The sequence below is a fragment of the Acinetobacter sp. AOR43_HL genome, from assembly GCF_027854635.1.
Taxonomy (GTDB): Bacteria; Pseudomonadota; Gammaproteobacteria; order Pseudomonadales; family Moraxellaceae; genus Acinetobacter; species Acinetobacter pittii.
Genome location: NZ_JAKTHX010000022.1, coordinates 92,187 through 115,543 on the forward strand (window position 1 = coordinate 92,187; position 23,357 = coordinate 115,543).

22 protein-coding genes and 1 pseudogene are annotated in these 23,357 nt (G+C 40.4%); 10 read left to right on the plus strand and 13 right to left on the minus strand.

The features are described from left to right. Positions 1-29 precede the first annotated feature (29 nt). Positions 30-1,235, plus strand: coding sequence for an NAD(P)/FAD-dependent oxidoreductase (locus tag MKL33_RS09760; protein ID WP_270906889.1), 1,206 nt, complete (start codon positions 30-32; stop codon positions 1,233-1,235). Between the two features lie 95 nt (positions 1,236-1,330). Here the strand turns inward: MKL33_RS09760 and MKL33_RS09765 are convergent, their stop codons facing one another. Continuing rightward, positions 1,331-2,023, minus strand: a complete 693-nt coding sequence (locus tag MKL33_RS09765) for a type 1 glutamine amidotransferase domain-containing protein (RefSeq protein WP_032003727.1) — start codon at positions 2,021-2,023, stop codon at positions 1,331-1,333. A gap of 156 nt (positions 2,024-2,179) precedes the next feature. Between MKL33_RS09765 and MKL33_RS09770 the strand changes: the two genes are divergently transcribed. Continuing rightward, complete coding sequence (locus tag MKL33_RS09770; RefSeq protein ID WP_002113932.1) at positions 2,180-2,596, plus strand: MerR family transcriptional regulator; 417 nt, start codon at positions 2,180-2,182, stop codon at positions 2,594-2,596. A 226-nt stretch (positions 2,597-2,822) separates the two neighbouring features. Here MKL33_RS09770 and MKL33_RS09775 read toward each other — a convergent pair whose 3' ends face one another. From MKL33_RS09775 to MKL33_RS09785, 3 genes are all read right to left on the minus strand, one after another. Beyond that, the gene (locus MKL33_RS09775; RefSeq protein ID WP_130172568.1) at positions 2,823-3,890 is read right to left on the minus strand and encodes a saccharopine dehydrogenase family protein; all 1,068 of its coding nucleotides are present in this window, start codon (positions 3,888-3,890) and stop codon (positions 2,823-2,825) included. Between the two features lie 15 nt (positions 3,891-3,905). Continuing rightward, positions 3,906-5,144, minus strand: a complete 1,239-nt coding sequence (locus tag MKL33_RS09780; protein WP_270906890.1) for an NADH:flavin oxidoreductase/NADH oxidase family protein — start codon at positions 5,142-5,144, stop codon at positions 3,906-3,908. 158 nt (positions 5,145-5,302) lie between these two features. Beyond that, complete coding sequence (locus MKL33_RS09785) at positions 5,303-6,133, minus strand: alpha/beta fold hydrolase (RefSeq protein WP_044103372.1); 831 nt, start codon at positions 6,131-6,133, stop codon at positions 5,303-5,305. Between the two features lie 328 nt (positions 6,134-6,461). Here MKL33_RS09785 and MKL33_RS09790 point away from each other — a divergent pair, with 328 nt between their 5' ends. Further along, the gene (locus MKL33_RS09790; protein WP_032052063.1) at positions 6,462-7,358 is read left to right on the plus strand and encodes a hypothetical protein; all 897 of its coding nucleotides are present in this window, start codon (positions 6,462-6,464) and stop codon (positions 7,356-7,358) included. Between the two features lie 143 nt (positions 7,359-7,501). On the opposite strand, the gene MKL33_RS09795 is transcribed toward MKL33_RS09790, so the two are convergent. The 7 genes and pseudogenes from MKL33_RS09795 to abaQ all read right to left on the minus strand — a co-directional run bounded on the left by MKL33_RS09795 (position 7,502) and on the right by abaQ (position 14,749). Continuing rightward, positions 7,502-8,617: an NAD(P)-dependent alcohol dehydrogenase gene (locus tag MKL33_RS09795; protein ID WP_087400714.1), complete on the minus strand. Its 1,116-nt coding sequence runs from the start codon at positions 8,615-8,617 to the stop codon at positions 7,502-7,504. A gap of 50 nt (positions 8,618-8,667) precedes the next feature. After that, positions 8,668-8,754 carry a GlyGly-CTERM sorting domain-containing protein gene (locus MKL33_RS20670; protein WP_119026756.1) on the minus strand — a complete coding sequence of 29 codons (87 nt, stop codon included), beginning with the start codon at positions 8,752-8,754 and terminating at the stop codon, positions 8,668-8,670. Positions 8,755-8,778: 24 nt separating this feature from the next. Next, positions 8,779-10,263: an aldehyde dehydrogenase family protein gene (locus MKL33_RS09800; RefSeq protein ID WP_270906891.1), complete on the minus strand. Its 1,485-nt coding sequence runs from the start codon at positions 10,261-10,263 to the stop codon at positions 8,779-8,781. Positions 10,264-10,314: 51 nt separating this feature from the next. Next, a pseudogene (locus MKL33_RS09805) lies at positions 10,315-10,608 on the minus strand (4-hydroxybenzoate 3-monooxygenase); the annotation flags it as partial. Positions 10,609-10,849: 241 nt separating this feature from the next. Further along, positions 10,850-12,424, minus strand: a complete 1,575-nt coding sequence (locus tag MKL33_RS09810) for an aldehyde dehydrogenase (NADP(+)) (protein ID WP_032052061.1) — start codon at positions 12,422-12,424, stop codon at positions 10,850-10,852. Between the two features lie 11 nt (positions 12,425-12,435). Next, the gene (gene araD1 / locus MKL33_RS09815) at positions 12,436-13,434 is read right to left on the minus strand and encodes an AraD1 family protein (protein WP_032006274.1); all 999 of its coding nucleotides are present in this window, start codon (positions 13,432-13,434) and stop codon (positions 12,436-12,438) included. Between the two features lie 10 nt (positions 13,435-13,444). Further along, entirely contained in the window at positions 13,445-14,749 is a 1,305-nt protein-coding gene (gene abaQ, locus MKL33_RS09820; protein WP_032042327.1) for a multidrug efflux MFS transporter AbaQ, read from the minus strand. Between the two features lie 170 nt (positions 14,750-14,919). Between abaQ and MKL33_RS09825 the strand changes: the two genes are divergently transcribed. Both MKL33_RS09825 and MKL33_RS09830 read left to right on the plus strand, forming a co-directional pair. After that, entirely contained in the window at positions 14,920-16,653 is a 1,734-nt protein-coding gene (locus tag MKL33_RS09825) for an IlvD/Edd family dehydratase (RefSeq protein ID WP_032006276.1), read from the plus strand. A gap of 83 nt (positions 16,654-16,736) precedes the next feature. Beyond that, positions 16,737-17,453 carry a FadR/GntR family transcriptional regulator gene (locus MKL33_RS09830; protein WP_002113901.1) on the plus strand — a complete coding sequence of 239 codons (717 nt, stop codon included), beginning with the start codon at positions 16,737-16,739 and terminating at the stop codon, positions 17,451-17,453. 68 nt (positions 17,454-17,521) lie between these two features. Here the strand turns inward: MKL33_RS09830 and MKL33_RS09835 are convergent, their stop codons facing one another. Both MKL33_RS09835 and MKL33_RS09840 read right to left on the minus strand, forming a co-directional pair. After that, positions 17,522-18,316 carry a TorF family putative porin gene (locus tag MKL33_RS09835; protein ID WP_270906892.1) on the minus strand — a complete coding sequence of 265 codons (795 nt, stop codon included), beginning with the start codon at positions 18,314-18,316 and terminating at the stop codon, positions 17,522-17,524. Positions 18,317-18,396: 80 nt separating this feature from the next. Next, positions 18,397-19,311 carry a LysR family transcriptional regulator gene (locus MKL33_RS09840; protein WP_017386078.1) on the minus strand — a complete coding sequence of 305 codons (915 nt, stop codon included), beginning with the start codon at positions 19,309-19,311 and terminating at the stop codon, positions 18,397-18,399. Positions 19,312-19,411: 100 nt separating this feature from the next. Here MKL33_RS09840 and MKL33_RS09845 point away from each other — a divergent pair, with 100 nt between their 5' ends. From MKL33_RS09845 to MKL33_RS09865, 5 genes are all read left to right on the plus strand, one after another. Next, positions 19,412-20,518, plus strand: coding sequence for a muconate/chloromuconate family cycloisomerase (locus MKL33_RS09845; protein ID WP_270906893.1), 1,107 nt, complete (start codon positions 19,412-19,414; stop codon positions 20,516-20,518). 23 nt (positions 20,519-20,541) lie between these two features. Then, complete coding sequence (catC, locus tag MKL33_RS09850) at positions 20,542-20,832, plus strand: muconolactone Delta-isomerase (RefSeq protein WP_005069136.1); 291 nt, start codon at positions 20,542-20,544, stop codon at positions 20,830-20,832. A 160-nt stretch (positions 20,833-20,992) separates the two neighbouring features. After that, the gene (gene catA, locus MKL33_RS09855) at positions 20,993-21,913 is read left to right on the plus strand and encodes a catechol 1,2-dioxygenase (RefSeq protein ID WP_017481036.1); all 921 of its coding nucleotides are present in this window, start codon (positions 20,993-20,995) and stop codon (positions 21,911-21,913) included. A gap of 134 nt (positions 21,914-22,047) precedes the next feature. Beyond that, positions 22,048-22,719 (plus strand): 3-oxoacid CoA-transferase subunit A, encoded by a 672-nt coding sequence (locus MKL33_RS09860; RefSeq protein ID WP_017481035.1) that lies wholly within the window; start codon positions 22,048-22,050, stop codon positions 22,717-22,719. Between the two features lie 18 nt (positions 22,720-22,737). After that, a partial coding sequence (locus tag MKL33_RS09865; protein ID WP_270906399.1) for a 3-oxoacid CoA-transferase subunit B occupies positions 22,738-23,357 on the plus strand: 620 nt, incomplete at its 3' end.

Here is a 23,357-nt window from a genome sequence, read left to right on the forward strand (position 1 = left end):
GTCCGAAAATCTATCAAAAGGATAATCAAATGAGTAAGCGTATTATTATTGCAGGTTCTGGCTTTGCTGGCTTATGGGCTGCACTCGCTGCCCAAAGAGCAATTCACTTAGCGTCGCAAGAACAAAACATTGAGGTGCTGATGGTTTCCCCTAGCCCAAATGTTGGGATTCGTCCTCGTCTTTATGAAGCTGTGCTTGAAAACATGAACCCTGAAATTTCAGAGTTATTAAGTGTGGTGGGAGTTAAATTTCTGGCAGGTTGGGTAAATAAAATTGATGTCGACCAACAGACCATCGAAGTTTCAACCACTGATGGCAACAATCAAACCTTAAGCTATGATCGTTTTATTCTGGCAACCGGTAGTACGACTTTTATGCCACCTATACCCGGCCTTACCGAATATGGCTTTAGCGTAAGCACACTAGAAGATGCTGAAAAACTAGACCAACATCTTAAAAACTTAGCCAACAAACCTGCAAATGCAGCGCGTAATACAGTGGTTGTTGCTGGTGGTGGTCTTACTGGCCTAGAAACTGTGACCGAAATGCCTGAACGTCTGCGTAGTATTTTAGGTGAAACTGATGTTCGTGTGGTTTTAGTTGATTCTTCAACAGAAATTGGTGCAGCAATGGGTGACCAAGCTGCGACTGTTATTCGAGAAGCGCTTACTGAACTCGGCGTTGAGGGTAAAGCTGGGCTACGAGTTACGGCGTTAGATGCTACTGGCGTGACACTTTCTAATGGCGAAAAAATTGAAGCAGAAACAGTGATCTGGACTGCGGGCATGCGAGCTAACTCACTCACTTCTCAAATTACAGGTGAAAAAGATAATTTAGGTCGTTTGATTGGAGATGCCTATTTACATGCACCTGAAGCAAAAAATATTTTTGTGACTGGCGACACTGTAAAAGTTCCTACCGATGATTTAGGGAATTTTAATGTGATGTCGTGTCAGCATGCTATGAGCTTAGGCCGTGTAGCGGGTTACAATGCTGCGGCAGAATTAGTTGATTTACCCCTTCATCCATACAGCCAACCAAAATATGTAACTTGTGTTGACTTAGGTCCTTGGGGTGCACTTTATACCGAAGGTTGGGATCGACAAGTTCAATTTGTGCGTGAAGAAGCGAAAAAAATTAAACAGGAAATTAATACTGTCTGGATTTATCCACCAGTTGCAGACCGTGAAGCAGTTTTTGCAATAGCAAACCCTGATTTTGTGATTGTTCCTTAAATTTAATCTCGTAGGATCAATCCATTTATTTAAAAAACCCTAAAAGTAAGCCCATCGCTGGTCCTACTTTTAGGGTTTATATTTGAATTACTAAATTATGACTTTTCTAGCTCTTCTATTATCGCTAAAGCCGTCTTTTTAGCTGAAAAAGGGTTTTGACCGGTAATTAATTTGCCGTCTTGAACGACGTATGGTGCAAAAGGAATAAAAGCTTTTTCATAACGAGCGCCATATTCTTTCGCTAACTCTTCGGCATTGTACGGCACTTTTTTTGCCACCCCTGCCAAAACCTCTTCACTCCATGCAAAGCCTGTTAATTTTTTACCTTTTATAAGTCGTTCACCATTTGAAAGTCTGACATTGAGCAAGCCACAATAGCCATGACAAACACTCGAAACAATGCCGCCTTTTTCATAAATGTTTTTGGTGATTTCTTGCAATTCAGGGTTATCTAAAAAATCCCACATCACCCCATGGCCACCTGTGTAATAGATCACGTCATAGTCTTGCCAATTAATATCGGAAGGCTTAAAGGTATTTGCCAGCAGCGTAATAAAAGCCTGATCTTTTTCTCGGTCTTTAACAGATTTATCTGCCACTAAAGGCACAAGCGATTTTGGTTCAATTGGAGTTTTTCCACCATTTGGACTCACAATATCTTGCACATAACCTTGTTTTTCAAACTCATCATAGGCATGGGTAAGTTCACCTAACCACAGTCCTGTTTGTTGATCTACATCCTTATAGCGTGAAACATTGGTCACGACATGTAATATGCGTTTAGACATTTTCTCACCTCATTTTTCATATTTATAATTCTATTCTTTCATCTATCAAAGCATAGAAAGTTGTTACTGAAAGTGTGTGCTTGGTAAAGTTATGAACCTTGCTTTTGTGTTACTATAAGTCTAAAGTTAGCTTGAATGTCAAGAGAGTATGTGGCTATGAATATTAGCGAGTTATCGAAATTAAGTGGTTTAAGTACCCCTACTATTCGTTATTACGAGCAAATTAAACTCTTGCCTAAAGCAAAAAGAAAATCGAATGGCTATCGTGAATATACTGATAATGATTTGAAACAACTTTCTTTAATCCAGCAAGCTCAACAAGTCGGGTTTTCTTTAGCAGAAATTAAAGCATTTTTGCCATCGAAAGTTGTCGCTTGGGACCATGATGCTCTCATTCAAACGATTGAAACCAAAATTCAGGAAATAGAAATTTTAGAACAAAAGCTAAAAGTCAGTAAGCAAAACTTACATACCATGATTGAAGCTATTAATAACAAACCAGATGAAATTACATGTGAGCAAAATGCAGAACGTCTGATGAATCTCTATTTTGACAACGCAAAAACACCATAATTTCAATTAGAGTTAATCGCTCTCGCGTTGTATAGATGGGTACTGGTATCAACTAAGTAACCAAAGCGTTTAAGTATCAATCTATAAATCTAAAAAAACGAATTACGGACCAACGCTGTAATTCGTTTTTTCATGCAAATACTATAGAAAAAAATCAGCCAATCTTTTGATAGCGAAAACCTTATTCGGGACCATCAATAAATGTGCTGTTTTAATAAAGGCTTTATTAATTAATGACCAGTGGACCAGAACCCGGTAGTTCGGTCACTAGCTTATAACCCATCAATTTTGCAGGTGTGTATGTACCACCCTTAACGGTATTTTTGAGCAAATAATTCACTACAGTGAGTGAACCATTTACCGTAAGGCTATAAGCGTTTTCCGTTTGGATACGGGCGGTTTTGATTTCCCCACGCATATTTCTTGCTTCACCCCAAACATAGGTGGGTACTTTTGCGCGGAGTTCCTCATTTGGCCCAACAACTGTCTTTTCAATACGCGATTTAATAAACTTCTGCACAGCATTAATTTTTAATACTGGGCGTAAATAGTTCATCATTTTCGCGCCCATAATCATTTTGGGAAATGCAGGTACAAATACTTCAATGTTTGGAATACCTGTTGTATAGAACGCTGTAGATACGTCTCCCCACGGAACACTCATGGCACTTTTTTTACCGTCACCAAAATCAATGGTACGCACATAATGGGCTAATGGAACGGTGGTAATTTTTCCGTTTTTACGAATTTTTCCGCCTTCGGCCATGCCTTCTGTACTTGTTTTAGCTGTACCTGGTGAAAACCCTGTTCTAGAGTCAAAACCAAGCGCTAAATGAGTCGCATCTGGCAATGCTTCTTTCAGTGCAGCGGCAACACAATCTGTCGGGATCACATCGAAACCGACACCCGGACAAAGCACAATATCGGCTTTTTCGGCTTGGCTGTTAAGTGACTGTGCCAATTCAAATACGGCGATTTCACCAGTAATATCTAGATAGTGAGCACCAGCCTTTATACAAGCTTGCATCATGGGTTTTGATGTTGCTGAAAATGGCCCTGCACAGTGCATCACCAATTTAAAGCCTTGGAGTTGTTCACTTACCGCATTTATGTTATCGAGCCCAAAAGCTTTATAGTCGAGTCCCAACTCTTGAGCTAATGTTTCAACCTTAGCTTTGTTACGACCAGCCAGAGTTGGTTTTAGACCTTGGCGTACAGCTTCACGAGCGATTAACTCGCCCGTGTAGCCATTTGCTCCATAAATTATCCAGTTTGAATCGTTAGGATTTGTCATAACACAACTCACTTATTAAGAAGCAAATGAATAGTCACGCATGCCTTTTTTGTATTGGCGGGTACGGCATGACATCGCTGATTGTTGCAAAATTAAAGCCCAAGCTGGTGAAACATTTGGTTTTGTTTTTTTACCAGAGCTTAAATTACGTAACTGGAATTTGACCACCGCCATATTGGCAAGTGAAGCAAGTGTTTTGTTCTTCCAAGTAATTGGTTTTAATTCAGGAGTAAGATTCTGGCCTTGTTTCCAAGCATTTGGCAAATTAGGTTCAATTGCTAGAGCTGTGGCAATACCGACCATATCTACACCGCTTTCAACTACTTTTTCTGCTACCTGCTTACGGCGTATGCCACCTGTCACCATAACAGGCATTTTGGCAACTTTACGAATCTCTTGCGCAAATTCTAAAAAGTAAGCTTCACGAGCAAGAGTACGGCCATCACGTGCTTGACCTTGCATGGCAGGTGCTTCATAGCTACCGCCTGAAAGTTCAACCAAATCTACAGCGTGTTCATTTAGCATTTTAACTACTTGTTGAGCATCTTCAGCGCTAAATCCACCGCGTTGGAAATCGGCTGAGTTCAGTTTTACTGCAACAGTAAACGTAGGCGAAACGACTTTACGAACTGCTTCCACAATCTCAATTAAAATACGAGCGCGATTTTCTAAAGAACCACCCCACTGATCTTGGCGTTTATTGCTGAGCGGTGAAAGAAACTGGCTTAATAAGTAACCATGTGCTGCATGAATTTCTACACCAGTAAACCCTGCTTTTTCACCTAAACGCGCCGTGTTTGCAAAACGCTGAATCACCTCGGCAATCATAGATTCATTCATTTCAATTGGTGTATTAAAGCGATTTGACATTTTGCCAAGATCAAGTGAAATAGCCGATGGTGCCCAAGTCTGCTGACCAAGATTTGCTTGCATTTGACGTCCTGGATGGTTAATTTGAAGCCAAACCTGAGCACCTTTTGAACGACCAATTTGTGCCCATTTTTTAAAAGTATCTAGATGCTTTTCATCTTCTAATACTACACCGCCCGGTCCAGTCATCGCTCGGCGGTCTACCATCACATTTCCAGTAATAATTAGACCTACACCACCATTTGCCCAAGCTTGATATAAACGCATTAATTCTTCTGATGGTGCGTGGTTTAAATCAGCCATGTTTTCTTCCATTGCCGCTTTAGCAATACGGTTTGGAACATATGAGCCATTTGGGAATACTAATTTTTCGAACACTTTCATTGGAATGACCTCATTCAGTATGGCTTTACTTTAAGATTAAAGCTAACTTTAATGTCAATACCTTTTAGTATTTCTATATTTAGACATTTGAATTTGTTATTTTATATAAAAAAAGAGGCACTCAATGTGCCTCTTTTTTAAAAGATTAGAACTTCAAATTATTCGCGAATAAACGCCAACAAATCAGCATTAATCACTTCATGGTTCACGGTTAACATACCGTGAGAAAAACCCGGATAGATCTTGAGTTGGCTATTTGGAAGTAACTCAGCAGATTTTACGCCAGACGTTTTGTAAGGCACGATCTGGTCGTCATCACCATGTAATACCAAAACAGGAATGGTGATTTTCTTTAAATCTTCTGTAAAGTCAGTTTGTGAGAATGCCACAATACCATCGTAATGTGCTTTTGCACTGCCCGTCATACCCTGACGCCACCAGTTAGCAATAATACCTTCAGATGGTTTCGCATCTGGTCGGTTAAAACCATAGAACGGGCCAGATGGAAGATCTCGGAAAAATTGCGCACGGTTTGTGAGAACCTGATTTTGCAGATCATCAAAAACTTCTTTTGGTAAACCTTCAGGATTATTTTCAGTTTTAACCATCAGTGGCGGAACTGCACTGACAAGAACAGCTTTCTTAACATTGTCTTGGCCATGACGTGCAATATAGTGAGCTACTTCACCACCGCCCGTTGAGTGGCCAATGTGAATTGCATTTTTAATATTCAGATGTTTAACCACTTCTGCAACGTCATCTGCGTAGTGGTCCATATCGTGACCATCCCACACCTGACTCGAACGTCCATGTCCCCGTCTATCATGGGCAACTACACGAAAACCTTCTTTAAGGAAAAAAAGCAACTGTGTGTCCCAATCATCTGAACTTAAAGGCCATCCATGATGAAAAAATAAAACTTGGGCATCCCGTGGTCCCCAATCTTTATAGAAAATTTCTACGCCGTCTTTTGTGGTTACATATCCCATCTTTGTTCTCCTGGTGAAAAACTGCTTGTTGATTCGTTATAAAGGATTGAATATTTATACTAAGTTTAAAGTTAACTTTAAGGTCAACTATCTTAATCGTCTTTTAAAAATAAAATTTATATGAAGACGCTAGGCGACATTGTATCTTTTTAATCTTTAATTGTTTTTATTTTATTTCCCTTAAATGTCAAAGACTTTACACCTCAAAATTAAAGACTTGACCTTAAAGTTAGCTTTAATCTTATAGTTTCTGTATTGATTCTAAATTAACACGTCTTGAAATATACAGCATTAGCTACTCGGTCAATTAATATAAAGGTGAACTTTCATGAATACAAAACAACAGTTTACTGAAGTTGAATTTGGGCAACAAAAAGTCAAAGTACCCAAAGGTGGTTATTATGACCGTTTCAGAATGAACCCCGATTTAGATGAAGTCGCGCAAGATCCTGCTGTTGGCAACATCGATTTTTTCCGTCATATTCCTAAAAAAATTGTGGAATCCCGAGTAGGTCCTGTTTGGGCACCCAATTTTTATTATCGTAGTGCAAATGTACAACTGCTCATGCTTGCACCTATTAAGCAAATTAAAGCAAAACTTCCTGCTGACTTAACGCCATTACAACCATTTCCGGGTTACGGGTTGGTTGCTGTTACGTTTTTTACCTATTCTGTTTGTGACAATGACCCTTATAACGAAGTGTCGATTGCGATTGTTGTCCGTAAGCCTAATGCTCGTGGTTCACATATTGCAGAGTTAATGAAATCGATGCGTCAACGTCATTTTTATGCTCATGTTTTAGCTTTGCCTGTTGATACTGAAATCGCCAGAGTGCGTGGTGTATATGGTTACCAGCTACCAAAATGGTTAACTAAAATTGACGTCAACATTAACTCAAAAGAAGTGCAAGCCGATATTTTTGATGTTAATGGCAAATTGGATTTAAGCTTAAAGACCGCTGTACCGACTTTAAAATATGTTGATTCTGAAACACATATCAACAGAGCCACCATGCTACATGTTGTTGATGGTAAATGGCATCAAACTGAAGTTGAGTCCAACATTCTTTCTTTTGCACAAAAACTTTTTCCAAAGAATGTTCAACTTGAGAAAAATGAGGGACCGTTAAGTACATTGCTAAATGAGCTTAGTGCTTCAACTATTCTCCGCTTAGATATTATTGAGGATGCTCAGGTGGTGCTTAATTTGCCAGTTAAAGTTTAACAATCAGTTACTTGGTTGATTTAATTTAGTTAAGCTAGATATACGTATTAGTTTGAAGTATTCAATTGTAAGAAATTTAAATTAATTATGGTTTATAAGAATTTTAAAAGGTCATATCAAATAAATGCCATGACCTTTTAAATTTAACCAATCTTTAAAATTGGTTTGAGTGTTATACCTTCTTGGCTATCGATTGCTGCTTGATTAATATCTTTAAAATCATAGAACCTGATCAGTTTATCAAATGGAAATTTACCCTGTTGATATAATGCAACCAGTTCTGGAATAAAGCGTTTAGCAACACTATTTCCTTCTACCACACCTATGATTGATTTACCTCCAATCAGTAAATCATTTACATCAAAAGCGGCAGTTACCCCTAATGGTGGTGCACCAACAATTGCAATTTTGCCGAGAATACCAAGTGCATCAATGCCCTGTTTTACAATTTCAGGACGGCCTGTAGACTCTAGTGCAAATTGAACACCACCTTGCGTAATTTCCTTAATTGCTTCAATGGGGTCTTGGACTTTACTATTAATAACATGTGTTGCCCCTAGTTCTTTTGCAAGAGTTAAACGGGACTCCACAATATCGACAGCAATGATCGTAGTTGCTCCACATACTTTTGCAGCAAGCAATGCACTTAATCCAACGGCACCTGCGCCCCATGTCACAAAGCTGCTGGCAGGTCTAACACCTAATGCATTTATGACTGCACCTGCGCCTGTCTGTATTCCACAGCCCAATGGACCCAATAATTCTAAAGGCACATCTTGAGTGACTTTTACTGCATTATTTTCACGGCTGATCGCATAGGTTGCAAATGAAGATTGTCCAAAAAAATGGTCATGTACTTTATGATGATCGTGTGTACAAATTGCAGAATTCCCTTCGGGATCAGTGCCACCAAAGTTACGACCAAAAAAGTCCTGACAATATGCAGGATTCCCACTGCCACATTGCTCACAAATCCCACAATATCCATAACTAAGAACTACATGATCACCGATTGCTAAATCTTTCACATTTGGACCAATCGCTTCTACAATTCCCGACCCTTCATGTCCTAATACCGCTGGTAAAGGAACAGGATAATATTGATCTCTAACAATTAAATCGGTATGACACATACCTGTTGCTACGATTTTTACCAAAACCTCATCATCTTGGGGTTCACGAATCTGAAGTTGCCTGAGTTCAAAATCTGCACCTTTGCTTTGGGTCACAGCTGCAGTAATCTCTGTAAAATTTGTCATATCTCAACATCCTGTATCAGATTATATTTTTATAAAAACAAGCGTCTTATTCACAGTTCCTTTCGTCTGGACCAACAGCCCCCTAAAAATAGAATGCTATAGATTCCAAGTGAAATAACATCTAAAACAAAATGTATCTAAGCTTAATCAGATACCAAGTTTTATTTTTGCGCCGTAACCCAATGGGTGGTCGTATATTCCTCAACGATCCATTGATCATTGAAACGGCCTAAACCTGAGTTCTTTTCGCCGCCGAATGGGGCATTAGGATGATCGGCAACCGAAATCTCATTAATATGAGACATACCTGCCTCAATCCCCAACGCAAATTTCACTCCACGTTCATGATTTGAAGTACACACCGCACTCGATAAACCAAATTCAGTGTCATTGGCAAGTTCAAGTGCATGAGCTTCATCACGTGCTTTTAAAATTGGTAGAACTGGACCAAAACTTTCTTCTTTCGCCACAGCAAAATCTGGCTCAACATTGATGAACACATGAGGTCCAACCAAATTGCCCTCAATTCCACCGTCAAAGAATAACGAAGCACCTTCATTTTGTGCTTGCTGAATAATACGGCGGATATTGTCAGTTTGCTGATTATTAATAATTGGCCCAACTAGAGTCTCTTCATTGGCTGGATCACCAACTTTAATGTTTGCCAAAGCAGGACGTAATTTTTCTAGGTATTGATCATAAATCTTTTCATCAATGATGACGCGGTTGGTACTCATACAAATTTGCCCTTGATGCAAAAAGCGTCCCATTACCGTTAAATTCACTGCAAGGTCTAAATCAGCATCGTCCAAAATTACTAATGGCGCATTGCCTCCAAGTTCTAAGCCAACACGTTTAATCCGTCTGGCAGACATAGCTTTTTCAGCTACTCGCTTGCCGATCTGTGTTGAACCAGTAAATGAAATAAACTTGCTTGTATCATGCTCAACCACATAGTCGCCAATTTCACTGCCTGCCCCGACAATTACATTCAACACACCCGCAGGGGCATTTGCCAATTCAAAAATTTTGGCAATAATCAACCCACCTGTCACAGGCGTATCACTTGCTGGTTTAAGAACAATAGTATTACCCAAAGCAATTGCAGGAATCACCGAGCGCATGCTCAAATGGAAAGGGAAATTCCAAGGACTTATGACTGTAATTACACCTAAAGCTTTATGGAATACTTGACTAACTTGTCCCTCATAGGCAGGTTTTAAATCAATTACCTCATTTACAGCATTCGCATATTTTAAAGATGCTTGAGAAATTTTAAGTGCCGCATCTACTTCAATATTCGCTTTAAGTCTTGAACTTCCAGCTTCATTTATTAACCAATCTACAAGAGATTCACGATGTTGTGTAATCACCGCAATAATACGTTCAATCAGAGATTGACGTTCACTCACAGTGGTTTTTTGCCATGATTTAAACGCTGATTGCGCAGCTTGATATGCTGCATCAACATCTTGTTGGCTGGCTCCTTGAATATCATCAATATGCTGACGAGTATAAGGATTTATATTCGTTACAATTTTATTCGATGAACCGTTAATCCATTGTCCATTGATAAATTGTTGGTTAAAACTCTGCGCTAAACTCATGGTATATCCCTTTTTAAAGAAGCAATCCATCTGCTTCATTGTTTAATATCGTCTAATCTTATTTTTCAGGAAGAAATAAGATCGACTATGCTATTGTATTACAATGATTTCTTCATATTTAGGTATAACTTTATCCTGATAAGGTAAACCTACATAATTTTCGGCCAATGTCGTAAACCCAGCATTAGAATCTAAAATATAGTTCAGTTCAGCCTGCTTAATTTTATGATCGAATTCCGTTTCAAAACGATGCAGTAAATTTGTCATCCGCCATGAAAAGCGCTCTACTTTCCAAACACGTTTCAAACATTTTTCAGAATACTCATCTTATGTCGAATTTCTTTGATAGAACTCAATTAAAGCACTCAATAAATAGGTAATATCAAGTGAAGTTTTCCATCACATTTTCTCCATATCCTGATCCATAAATTATTTTTTTTAGAGCGCTTTTGATATAGATAAATTTCAGTAAAAACCGATTAATGATTTTAATGTCCGCATATCGGACAAAATGATTATCAAAAAAAACTAGATATTGAAGGGCTATTAATCAATACATTTTGCTTTAGATTTATTATTCGAAATAGTAAAAAGAGACCAGCGAGTGGTCTCTTTTTTAAATTGCTTAGATAGCCTCTCTGGTCATCTCACCATTCACCAATCTTAAAATCTGCAATGGATTGCTATCTTTTAAAGCTTCTGGCAATAAACTCTGCGGATAGTTTTGGTAACACACAGGTCTTAAGTAACGGTCAATGGCCAAGGTTCCAACTGAGGTGCCTCGTGCATCTGAAGTGGCTGGGTATGGCCCGCCGTGCACCATTGCATCACACACCTCAACACCTGTTGGGTAGCCATTTATAAGTAATCGACCGGCTTTTTCCTCTAAAACTGGAACTACATCTGCAAACTCGGTTAAGTCAGCTTCATCAGCAATTAAAGTCGCAGTCAGCTGACCATTCATGCTTTGTAAGGCCTGAATGAGTTGGGCTTTATCTTCAACTTCAATGATGACTGTGGTTGGCCCAAAGATTTCTTCTTGTAAAAGCTGGTCACCTGCTAGCAATAATTCAACATCAGCTTTAAACAGTTGCGGTTGCGCCTGATTGCCTTGCTGGGTTTGACCTGCCAAATGTTCAATACCTTGATGCTCAGTTAAATGCTCAAGACCTGCGGTATAACTTTTTAAGGTGCCGGCATTCAGCATAGTCTGTGCAGGTTTGCCACCTATAATTTCGGTTAGGTTGCTAATGAGCTGAGTAAACTCGGCTGATTTAAAACCTAAAATTAAACCCGGATTGGTACAGAACTGACCACAGCCTAAAACAACTGAGTCGGCTAAGTCCTGTGCAATCTTTTCACCACGGGTTTTTAAGGCTTCTGGTAACATCAACATTGGGTTAATGCTGCTCATTTCAGCAAAGACCGGAATCGGTTGTGGACGGGCTGCGGCCATATCACATAAAGCTCGTCCACCACGTAGTGACCCCGTAAAACCTACAGCCTGTATTAAAGGATGCTTCACTAAAGGTTCACCCACGCCATTACCGTAGATCATGTTAAATACACCTTTAGGCATATTTGATTTTTCTACGGCACGTTCGATTGCCTGAGCCACAAAATCCGCTGTGGCCATATGCCCACTATGCGCTTTTACCACTACAGAACAGCCTGCCGCTAGTGCCGAAGCAGTGTCACCACCTGCGGTTGAAAAGGCGAGCGGAAAGTTACTTGCCCCAAAGACTGCCACAGGGCCGACACCGATTTTAATCTGACGCAGGTCTGGGCGAGGTAAAGGCTGACGCTCAGGTAAAGCGGTATCAATACGGGCACCTAAAAAGTCACCACGGCGCAGCACTTTGGCAAACAAACGCATTTGCCCACTGGTACGACCACGTTCGCCTTGCAAACGTGCAAGTGGCAAAGCAGTTTCCTGTGAGACGATTTCAAGGAAATCTGTACCCAAAGCATCGAGCTCATCGGCAATATTTTCTAAAAAAGTAGCACGCTGTTCAGGAGACGTATGGCGGTAAGTTTTAAACGCTTGACTTGCAGCTTCACAGGCTTGATTCACCTCTTGTTCGGTTGCATGGTGAAACTCATAAGGCAAAGTTTCGCCAGTCGTTGCATTGACACTTTTTAGTAAAGTGGAACTTTGTGCGCTGCGTGAACCGCCAATAAAGTTGTGTCCAATGACCATTTTTATATTCCTTAGAGAGTAATAACTGAACCGATCGGTAGCTCTGGTTGTGTATGGGCAAGCTTATTTTTGAGTGGAAGTCCGAACTCTTTCATCTCTATTTCAAACTCATCGTTGACTTGCGCTTGAATACCATCAGCGAAAGATAGAGTCGCTGTACCGAAATAATGGATATGTACATCGCCTGCTTTTAAGAATTGTTGATACTTAAAGTGGTGATATTCCAGATTTGCCAAGCTATGGCACATATTGTCTTCACCCGACAAAAACTCTTTTTCCCAAATGATTTGTCCATTACGGCGTAAACGGCTAGTTCCGACTAAATGTTTTGGTAATTCGCCTGTCCGTAAAGCTGGACCAAAACTACAAAAACGTAATTTTGAATGCGCCAGATATAAATAATTACGACGCTCCATCACATGGTCAGAATATTCATTGCCCAGCGCAAACCCGATTCGGTAAGGCTTTAAGTCTTCGCCAATAACATAGAGGCCTGCAATTTCAGGTTCTTCGCCGCCGTCTTCGGCAAATGGAGGTAAAGGCAGCTCTGCTCCCGGCCTTACCACAATTGAACCGTCGCCTTTATAAAACCACTCTGGTTGTGCTCCGATCTGACCTTGTGCTGGACGGCCCTTTTGTAGCCCCCATTGAAATATCCGCATGGTGTCGGTCACCGAGCTGTCATCGCTTAAATTTTGTTGATGCATTTTGTCGCGTGCAGATGCAGAACCTAAATGGGTTAAGCCTGTACCGGACACCAGACAGTGCGTTGGGTCTGGATGATCTAAAGGCGGCAATACCTTTAAATCTGCTAATAAAGATGAATAATCATAGGTTTCCACTTCAAAGCCTAACGCCTCAACTTGCTGTTCCAGTGAAACTTGATTGCGGATTGCTAAAAGTGCTAAATCACGAACCGATTGAATATCTTTAACCGGATATGCCATGTTGCCTTCTACTTTAGCGACAGCACGTTGATTTGCACGATTTTCAAATTGAATAATTTGCATGTTTTATTCCTTACAAAGGCTTTTGAATATTCACTGTTTGTGTTTTTTGACGTTCGAGCTTGGCATAGACGATGTAAGTCAAAATCAGACCAAAAAGCATGACGATAGATAAGAAATACAAACCAGCAGCCATATTTCCCGTGTATTCTTTTAAAAGTCCGATACCAAATGGCCCGACATAGCCACCTAAATTTCCGACAGAATTGATTAAGGCAATACCAGCCGCTGCACTTGCGCCTGTTAAGAATCGGCCCGGTAATGTCCAAAACACGGCAGTAGATGAAAATAGACAGAACGCAACCACAGCCAAAGCAGCCAATTGCATGACTGGAGAATTTAGCCAACCACTTAAAAACATTGCACAAGCGCCTAGTGCGTAGAGAAAACTTAAATGTCCGTAGCGGTCATTTAGACGATCGGTACTACGTGGAATAATTAACAAACCAATAATTCCAAAAACGTAGGGAATGCTAGATAGGAAGCCAATTTGAAGATCAGTACCGCCTCCAAATTGCTTGATAATAGAAGGCAACCACAGATTTAAACCGTAAATACTTAAAGTCACTGGTAAGTAATACAATGCTAATAAAAGTACGCGTTTGTCTTTTAAGGCATGCAGTGGATTGGCATGTCGGGTTTGGTCATATTCGGCTTCATCTTTAACAAGTTCATTTGTAAGCCATTGTTTTTGTTCAATACTCAACCATTTCACTTTATCAATATTATCTGGCAACCACAGGAATGTCGGTAAAGCCAATAAAACCGCGGGCAAGCCAACTGCAACAAACAACCATTGCCAGCCGTGCAAATTTGCAATGCCATCCATTCCAAGTAATAGACCAGCTAAAGGCCCTGCAATCATCATGGCAATCGGTTGTGAAAGCACAAACATTCCCATGATTTTTCCGCGATGCCGCACCGGATACCACTGTGTAATTAAATATAAAACACCCGGGAAAAAGCCTGCTTCTGCTACACCAAGTAAAAACCGTAATAGATAAAAACTTTTAGGGCCTTGAATGAGCGCCATGGCCATGGTGATGAGGCCCCATGTTAATAAAATGCGGGTAAACCATTTACGAGCACCAAATTTGTCTAAAAGCAAATTACTTGGAACTTCAAAAAGAAAATATCCAATAAAAAATAAGCCAGCTCCTAGGCCATAGGCAGCATCACCAATTCCTACATCGGCCCCCATATGCAAATGGGCAAATCCGACAGCGGCCCGATCAATGTATGCCACCAGATATAGTATGACTAATGCAGGTATCAGCTTAAACGTGACCGTCCGTATTACATCCTTTTCGAAATCCATGTTCGACTCCATTTCCTATTATTTACTTATAGAGCATCTTGCTCGTAAATTATCCTTTCAATTTAAAATATAGTAATACTATTTAAATTTCAAACCTTTCAAAAATAAAATTTATGGTGTATTTTTTAATTTAATTAATTCTAATAGTAATACTATATAAGGAAATTTGTATGAATAACAAACAAGTTCTTCGTTCGGCTGCCTGGTTTGGTACAACGGATAAAAATGGCTTTATGTATCGCAGCTGGATGAAGAACCAAGGAATTCCAGATCATGAGTTTCAAGGTAAACCGATTATTGGAATTTGTAATACGTGGTCTGAACTCACCCCATGTAATGCGCATTTTCGAAAAATTGCCGAACATGTAAAAAAAGGGATTTTAGAAGCGGGCGGCTACCCTGTTGAGTTTCCTGTGTTTTCAAATGGTGAGTCGAATTTACGTCCTACCGCCATGTTTACACGCAACTTAGCCAGTATGGATGTCGAAGAAGCGATTCGTGGTAACCCTATTGACGGTGTGGTGTTACTGACAGGTTGTGACAAAACCACCCCTGCATTATTAATGGGAGCTGCAAGCTGTGATATTCCAGCTATTGTAGTGACTGGCGGTCCCATGCTAAATGGTAAGCACAAAGGTAAAGACATTGGTGCAGGTACCATCGTTTGGCAAATGCATGAAGAACTCAAAGCAGGCAAAATTGATTTAAATGAATTTTTATCTGCTGAATCTGGTATGTCACGCTCGGCTGGTACATGTAACACCATGGGTACAGCTTCTACAATGGCGTGTATGGCTGAAGCCCTAGGCACTTCTTTACCCCACAATGCGGCCATTCCAGCGGTAGATTCTCGCCGTTATGTGTTGGCTCATCTTTCAGGTATGCGCATTGTTGACATGGTTCATGAAGATTTACGTCTTTCCAAAATCTTAACCAAAGAAGCCTTTGAAAATGCGATTAAAGTCAATGCAGCTATTGGTGGTTCAACCAATGCCGTAATTCACTTAAAAGCAATTGCTGGACGCATTGGGGTTGATTTACAACTCGATGACTGGAACCGTGTTGGCCGTGGCATGCCAACCATTGTTGACTTACAGCCTTCAGGCCGTTTTTTAATGGAAGAATTTTATTATAGCGGCGGCTTGCCAGCCGTGATTCGTCGCATGGGTGAAGCCAATCTCTTACCACATCCACACGCTTTAACCGTAAATGGTCAAGCCATTTGGGAAAATTGCCAGCAATCACCTATTTATAACGATGAAGTAATTCGGAAAATAGATAACCCAATTCGCCAAGATGGTGGCATGTGTATATTACGCGGTAATTTAGCCCCTAAAGGTGCGGTGCTTAAACCATCTGCTGCCACACCTGAACTGATGAAACACCGTGGTCGTGCAGTCGTATTTGAAAACTTTGATGATTATAAAACCCGCATTAATGATCCAGACCTTGATGTTGATGAAACTTGTATTCTTGTGATGAAAAATGCCGGCCCTAAAGGCTATCCCGGCATGGCAGAGGTTGGAAATATGGGACTACCGCCAAAGGTTTTAGCCAAAGGCATTACCGACATGGTTCGTATTTCCGACGCACGAATGAGTGGAACAGCGTATGGCACGGTCGTTTTACATGTTGCCCCTGAAGCTATGGCAGGTGGGCCTTTGGCCGTAGTTCAAAATGGTGACTTTATCGAACTTGATGCCTATGCTGGAAAACTTCACCTAGAAGTGAGTGATGAAGAACTTAAGCAACGTCTTGAAAATTTAGCACCACCAGCTCCACCAAGTTTTATTGGCGGTTACCGTAAGCTCTATGTAGAACATGTTTTACAAGCCGATGAGGGCTGTGATTTTGATTTCTTGGTCGGTTGCCGTGGCTCAGAAGTTCCACGTCATTCCCATTAATATTTATTCTTGAAAAAGATGATCTTGTTAAAACACAAGGTCATCTATACCATAGGATATTCAACATGTCGTAATAGTGAAATATGAGTAAAGCTGACTATAAAAATCCTATTCCAAGCAAAAGCCAACATGCATTAATTGTTCAACAATTGGGATTAAAAATTGTTTCTGGAGAAATTTCAGAAAATGAGAAACTCCCAAGTGAAGTTGATTTATGTGAGGAATATAAAGTCAGCCGCCCTGTCTTTCGAGAAGCAATCCGTGTTTTAAACGCGAAAGGCTTAACTTACTCAAGACCAAAAATCGGAACTGTGGTGAGGCCTAAAGAAGAATGGCATTTACTTGACCCGGATGTATTGTTTTGGCTAATTCAAACCACACCTGAACACGAATTTTTTAAAACACTTTCTACCGTACGACGCGTGTTGGAACCTGAGCTTGCTTATATTGCCGCAAGTACGGCCAACGAAGAAGATATTGAACGTATTAAACATGCCTATGATGGGATGGAAAAAGCGACAACAGTTGAAGAATTTATAGAGCCAGATATTCAATTTCATTTGGCAATTGCTAAAGCAACCCATAATGACTTATTGGCTTATATGTCAAAAATGCTGGTCTTACCATTACAGCAATCAATTCAAGTCACCAGTCTACGCCCAAATTTACAAGGCCATTCACTACCTAGACACAAAGCAATTTTGACAGCAATTGAAAATAAAGATCCGCTCTCGGCTCGCCATGCTTCACTTGTTCAGCTAGACGACACCAAAATGGCTTACGATTTAATTAAAAAATAATTTTTATATATTCAGTATTTAAAGCCTGATCACTCAAAATAGAGTCATCAGGCTTTTTTATTTATAAATTAGAATACCTTTTTAACTGAGACAGTAAATGTCGAATCAATCGGATTTGAAATTGGCGCATCAGGTTCACCATTACTATACTTTTTATAGAAACCATCTTTGTCCCAAGCTTTGGCATACGCTAAACCAGTAGTCCAGCCATCCCCTAAATCTTTAATCAATTCGACTTTCATATCTTGAAAGTTAGCTTCCGAGAAATTTTTAATTCTTTCATAGCCATAGTGAGCACCAAAAGTCCAAGACTCATTGATAGGCTGAGTAAATGTTAGATCTAGATAAGTTGTTCCTCGTGAACGTTTACCTGCTGGGCCACCCATCGTATCTGAGTTATAGCCTGCATAATCTGGAGTGTAGGTAATAAAATATTTAAGAGTCAAAGGCCCATAACCAATTTGAGGCACAATTTCGCCATAGTTATAACTGGTACTTCCCGTTTCAGGCGTACTTTTAGCTCCCGGATAGTAGTAATAAAAAACCGTCATTCCAGCCGAAAACTTATCAAAAGTTTTTATATAACCTGTATAAAAATCCCACTCAACTGAAGCATCACGAAGATAGTTAGAACTTACATTTGAAGCCCAAGTCCCTACAAATAATCCATTCGGATTTGCATAATCTAGACCAATTTGTAAAGCTGGCTTGCCCCAAGTTTGTTGAAAACCACGTGAGATATATTGACTTGCGAAGGTTACATTAGCACTGTATGGAGAAATTTGTTCTTGTTCATTTACTTGCTCAGCATGTACAAAACCACTAGACATAATAAGAGAAGCTATCCCTAAAATTTTTCTCATCTAATAATCCTTTTAAATATTACCTATAGGTTTAAAGTTTTAAAATAACATGATAATTCAATTTAAAACGTATTAAAAAGTTATAAATTCAAATTTCTGGATACTTCTTCTTCGCTATAGATCTCTTCAATACAATCTAAGATTTTAGGAATATATGAACTTTGGTCCATATTGCGCATCGATAGAGAAATGGGACTATAGGCTTCTAAGTCCAAGATATTTAAATAAGTAAGATTCTTCATTCCAATATCACAGGCACTTTCCGGAATAATACAAATACCCTCTCCAGATGCCACTAAGCCAAGAGCCATATGAATTTCGCGGACTTCAGTCAGTTTGGCGGGAACAAGACCTAATTTGGTAAATAAAGCTTGAATAGTGGTCGAAAAATTCGGTTTAGGTGTTGTGGGATAAGAAAAAATTGTCTCATTGATAATTTGAGATAAATAAATTCCTGATTCTTGGAACTCACTTAAAGGATGTTTTTTATGAATCGCGAGTTTTAATTTTTCTTTTCTAAGTAGAAGTCGCTTAATGGCAGGATCGCTAATCGGCAATCGACCAAAACCTAAATCGATTTTGCCTAACTTTAAAGCCTCGACCTGATCTCGTGTACCACATTCAATAAGCTCGACATGAATGTCAGGATTTTTTTGTCTAAATAGATAAATGACCTGCGGTAATCGCCCGTAAAGAAGCGAACTCACATAGCCAACTTTAACAACATTCTCGACCAGCTTCATTTTTTTAGCCATAGAAGCTGCTTGAGCCGTATGCGTTAGAATTTGTACTGCATGTTGGTAAAAAAACAGCCCAGCTTCTGTCACTTTTAATGGACGTGAGCCTTTCACAAACAGATCAATTCCTAACTCTTCCTCTAATTTCTTGATTTGACGCGTGAGTGGTGGCTGAGCAATAAAAAGCTTCTCAGCGGCTTTAGTCAGACTTTGTTCTTCAACAACGGTAACAAAATAACGTAGATGTCTTAATTCCATTAATATACCTTTTTAGTATCTTAAAATACCGTTCTATATCTATTTTAGGCTATTACATTCTTCTATGGTATGTAAACAAGTTTGAAATAGTTGAAACTTCATGTATAGAACCATAGAAACCATACTTGTGGATATTCCAACTATCCGTCCTCACCAGTTGTCTGTGACTACCATGCGTACTCAGACTTTGGTGCTCGTTAAAATTACGACCACGGATGGTATTGTAGGTTGGGGTGAAGCGACCACCATTGGTGGACTGAACTATGGTGAAGAAAGTCCTGAAAGTGTCAAAGCCAATATTGATACTTACTTTGCACCATTACTCGTATCAGTTAAAGATTTAAATGTTGCTCAAACACTAAAACTGATTCGTAAGAATATTAATGGTAACCGTTTCGCGAAATGTGCCATTCAGACTGCTCTACTTGATATTCAGGCAAAACGTTTAGGCGTGCCATTAAGTGAAGTTTTAGGTGGCCGTCTGCGTAATAGTTTACCTGTACTTTGGACGCTCGCGTCTGGTGACACAGAAAAAGATATTGCTGAAGCTCGAAAAATGATTGAGTTAAAACGTCATAACACGTTCAAACTCAAAATTGGTTCACGCCCTTTGCAACACGATGTTGATCATGTGATTGCAATTAAAAAAGCACTCGGTGCAGATATTAGTGTACGTGTCGATGTAAATCGTGCATGGTCAGAGCTGGAATGTATTCAAGGTATTCAACAGCTACAAGATGGCGGAATTGATTTAATTGAACAGCCTTGTGCTATTCAAAATACTGAAGCACTTGCTCGTTTAACGCGTCGTTTTGATGTCGCAATCATGGCAGATGAAGCTTTAACTGGCCCTGACAGCGCATACCGTATTGCAAAAAGTCATGGTGCAGATGTATTTGCCGTGAAAATTGAACAATCTGGTGGTCTGATCGAAGCGTGTGAAGTTGCCAAGGTTGCAGGTTTGGCTGGAATTGATCTTTATGGCGGCACTATGCTTGAAGGCCCTGTAGGTAGCATGGCTTCTGCTCATGCGTTTGCAACCTTTGAAACATTAGCGTTTGGTACTGAATTATTTGGTCCGTTATTACTTACCGAAGAAATTTTGAAAGAACCGCTACGTTACGAAAACTTTGAATTGCACTTGCCAACGGCTCCCGGCTTAGGCATTGAAATTGATGAAGATAAAGTCGAGAAGTTACGTCGTTAAGGCAACAGGATAAGGAGTTTCCCATGTTATTTCATGTACGTATGGATGTGCATATTCCACTTGATATGCCAGCCGACAAAGCAAATGAAATTAAGGCTGTTGAAAAAGCCTATTCGCAAGACTTACAGCGTCAAGGTAAATGGCGTCACATCTGGCGCATTACAGGCCAGTACTCAAACATCAGTATTTTTGATGTCGAGAGCAATGAAGAATTGCACAATATTTTACAGGGTTTACCTCTCTATCCTTACATGAACATTGAAGTTATGGCAATGAATCGTCACCCTTCTTCTGTTCGTGATGATGATTCGTAAACCAAAAGAATTTTTTAAATGTGATCTCTGAAGTCCATTTAAAAACCAAGCAGATTATTCAGAAGGTAACAAGGAACGTGGCGGCTCTTATTCGCTAGCAAAACAAAATGCCCGCAGCGCTGCCACCCAAAACCGTATTGCATACTTAAGGAGTTTTAGTATGAATCGTCAACAAATTGATGCGCTTGTAAAACAAATGAATGTCGACACTGCAAAAGGCGAAGTTGATGCACGTGTTCAACAAATTGTAGTGCGCCTTCTTGGGGATTTATTTCAAGCCATTGAAGATTTAGATATTCAACCTTCAGAAGTATGGAAAGGTTTGGAATATTTCACAGATGCTGGTCAAGCAAACGAACTTGGTCTTTTGGCAGCTGGCTTAGGTTTAGAGCACTATCTTGATTTACGTGCAGATGAAGCTGATGCAAAAGCTGGCGTTACGGGTGGCACACCTCGTACCATCGAAGGCCCACTTTATGTAGCTGGCGCGCCTGAATCTGTTGGTTTTGCGCGTATGGATGATGGTACAGAATCTGGCAAAATCGATACCTTAATTATTGAAGGTACTGTAACTGATACTGATGGCAATATCATTGAAAATGCCAAAGTTGAAGTATGGCATGCCAACAGTTTAGGTAACTATTCATTCTTTGATAAGTCTCAATCTGACTTTAACTTACGCCGTACTATCTTGACTGATGCCAATGGTAAGTATGTTGCATTAACCACTATGCCTGTAGGTTATGGTTGCCCGCCAGAAGGTACGACTCAGGCCCTTCTTAACAAATTAGGCCGTCATGGTAACCGTCCATCTCACGTTCATTACTTCGTTTCTGCACCGGGTTACCGCAAGCTAACTACTCAATTCAACATTGAGGGTGATGAGTACTTATGGGACGACTTTGCTTTCGCAACGCGTGACGGCTTAGTTGCAACAGCAGTTGATGTAACTGACCCAGCTGAAATTCAACGCCGTGGTTTAGATCACGCTTTCAAACACATCACATTTAACATCGAACTTGTTAAAGATGCCGCTGCTGCTCCTTCAACTGAAGTTGAACGTCGTCGCGCTAGTGCTTAATTGAAAATATATGTGAGTTAAAAGTTCGCTTTTGACTCACAAAGTTTATTCCATTTATTACTACCATTAAGAATTTAAATAAATTTTTAGCGGTAGTAATACATCACGTTACCTCATGCTCTAGGGTTTCTCACATGATTGACAAAAGTAAGTCCTCACTAAGCGAGGTTCTATCGCAGATTAAAGATGGTGCAACCATTCTGATTGGTGGTTTCGGTACCGCAGGACAACCCGCTGAACTCATTGACGGTCTTATTGAACTTGGCGTTAAGGACCTGACCATTGTGAGCAACAATGCCGGTAATGGCGATTACGGTCTGGCTAAGCTGCTTAAGGCTGGTTCAGTTAAAAAAGTCATCTGTTCTTTCCCACGTCAGTCTGACTCTTATGTTTTTGATGAACTTTACCGTGCGGGAAAGGTCGAGCTTGAAGTCGTACCACAAGGTAATCTGGCGTGCCGTATTCAGGCAGCCGGTATGGGCCTAGGCGCTGTGTTTACCCCAACAGGCTTTGGAACACTTTTAGCCGAAGGCAAAGAAACCCGCGAAATTGATGGTAAAGACTATGTGCTTGAGTATCCGATTAAAGCTGACTTTGCCCTGATTAAAGCTTACAAGGGCGACCGCTGGGGCAATCTGGTTTACCGTAAATCTGCACGTAACTTTGGCCCAATCATGGCCATGGCTGCTGATGTCACCATTGCTCAGGTTTCTGAAGTGGTTGAACTCGGTGGATTAGACCCGGAACAAATCATCACCCCAGGTATTTTTGTACAGCACGTTGTACAAGTAGCGCCAGCACAGTAAGCAATAAGGAGAAATAACATGAGCTACCAGAAACTCAGCCGTGACCAGATTGCAAAACGTGTGGCGCAAGATATTCCAGATGGCGCCTATGTGAACCTAGGCATTGGTTTACCAACCAAGATTGCCAGCTACTTACCTAACGATAAAGATATTTTTCTTCATTCTGAAAATGGCCTGTTGGCTTTTGGCCCGCCACCGGCGGCAGGTGAAGAAGACCCAGAACTGATTAATGCGGGTAAAGAGTTTGTGACCATGCTTGAAGGTGGTAGCTTTTTCCACCATGGCGACTCGTTTGCGATGATGCGTGGTGGTCACCTTGATATTGCGGTACTTGGTGCATTTCAGGTTGCTGCGAATGGCGACTTGGCGAACTGGCACACGGGTGCACCCGATGCGATTCCTGCTGTAGGTGGTGCGATGGATTTAGCTGTGGGTGCCAAGAAAGTATTTATCACCACAGATCATGTGACCAAGCAAGGTGAACCGAAGATTGTGGCTGAGCTGAGCTATCCGGTGACGGGTAAAAAATGTGTTGACCGTATTTACACCGACCTATGTGTGATTGACGTGACTAAAGATGGTTTAAAGGTGATCGAGAAAGTTGAAGGTCTTAGCTTTGATGAGTTACAGGCTTTAAC

Bases quoted from the DNA above. Each gene is read 5' to 3' on its own strand.
- MKL33_RS09765 (WP_032003727.1), bottom strand. From the start codon at position 2,023: ATGTCTAAACGCATATTACATGTCGTGACCAATGTTTCACGCTATAAG.
- MKL33_RS09800 (WP_270906891.1), bottom strand. From the start codon at position 10,263: ATGAAGCAGATGGATTGCTTCTTTAAAAAGGGATATACCATGAGTTTA.
- catA (WP_017481036.1), top strand. From the start codon at position 20,993: ATGAATCGTCAACAAATTGATGCGCTTGTAAAACAAATGAATGTCGAC.
- catC (WP_005069136.1), top strand. From the start codon at position 20,542: ATGTTATTTCATGTACGTATGGATGTGCATATTCCACTTGATATGCCA.
- MKL33_RS09860 (WP_017481035.1), top strand. From the start codon at position 22,048: ATGATTGACAAAAGTAAGTCCTCACTAAGCGAGGTTCTATCGCAGATT.
- MKL33_RS09780 (WP_270906890.1), bottom strand. From the start codon at position 5,144: ATGAAAGTGTTCGAAAAATTAGTATTCCCAAATGGCTCATATGTTCCA.
- MKL33_RS09810 (WP_032052061.1), bottom strand. From the start codon at position 12,424: ATGGTCATTGGACACAACTTTATTGGCGGTTCACGCAGCGCACAAAGT.
- MKL33_RS09795 (WP_087400714.1), bottom strand. From the start codon at position 8,617: ATGACAAATTTTACAGAGATTACTGCAGCTGTGACCCAAAGCAAAGGT.
- MKL33_RS09840 (WP_017386078.1), bottom strand. From the start codon at position 19,311: ATGGAATTAAGACATCTACGTTATTTTGTTACCGTTGTTGAAGAACAA.
- araD1 (WP_032006274.1), bottom strand. From the start codon at position 13,434: ATGCAAATTATTCAATTTGAAAATCGTGCAAATCAACGTGCTGTCGCT.
- MKL33_RS09790 (WP_032052063.1), top strand. From the start codon at position 6,462: ATGAATACAAAACAACAGTTTACTGAAGTTGAATTTGGGCAACAAAAA.
- MKL33_RS09760 (WP_270906889.1), top strand. From the start codon at position 30: ATGAGTAAGCGTATTATTATTGCAGGTTCTGGCTTTGCTGGCTTATGG.
- MKL33_RS09770 (WP_002113932.1), top strand. From the start codon at position 2,180: ATGAATATTAGCGAGTTATCGAAATTAAGTGGTTTAAGTACCCCTACT.
- MKL33_RS09825 (WP_032006276.1), top strand. From the start codon at position 14,920: ATGAATAACAAACAAGTTCTTCGTTCGGCTGCCTGGTTTGGTACAACG.
- MKL33_RS09830 (WP_002113901.1), top strand. From the start codon at position 16,737: ATGAGTAAAGCTGACTATAAAAATCCTATTCCAAGCAAAAGCCAACAT.
- abaQ (WP_032042327.1), bottom strand. From the start codon at position 14,749: ATGGATTTCGAAAAGGATGTAATACGGACGGTCACGTTTAAGCTGATA.
- MKL33_RS09785 (WP_044103372.1), bottom strand. From the start codon at position 6,133: ATGGGATATGTAACCACAAAAGACGGCGTAGAAATTTTCTATAAAGAT.
- MKL33_RS09775 (WP_130172568.1), bottom strand. From the start codon at position 3,890: ATGACAAATCCTAACGATTCAAACTGGATAATTTATGGAGCAAATGGC.
- MKL33_RS09835 (WP_270906892.1), bottom strand. From the start codon at position 18,316: ATGAGAAAAATTTTAGGGATAGCTTCTCTTATTATGTCTAGTGGTTTT.
- MKL33_RS09845 (WP_270906893.1), top strand. From the start codon at position 19,412: ATGTATAGAACCATAGAAACCATACTTGTGGATATTCCAACTATCCGT.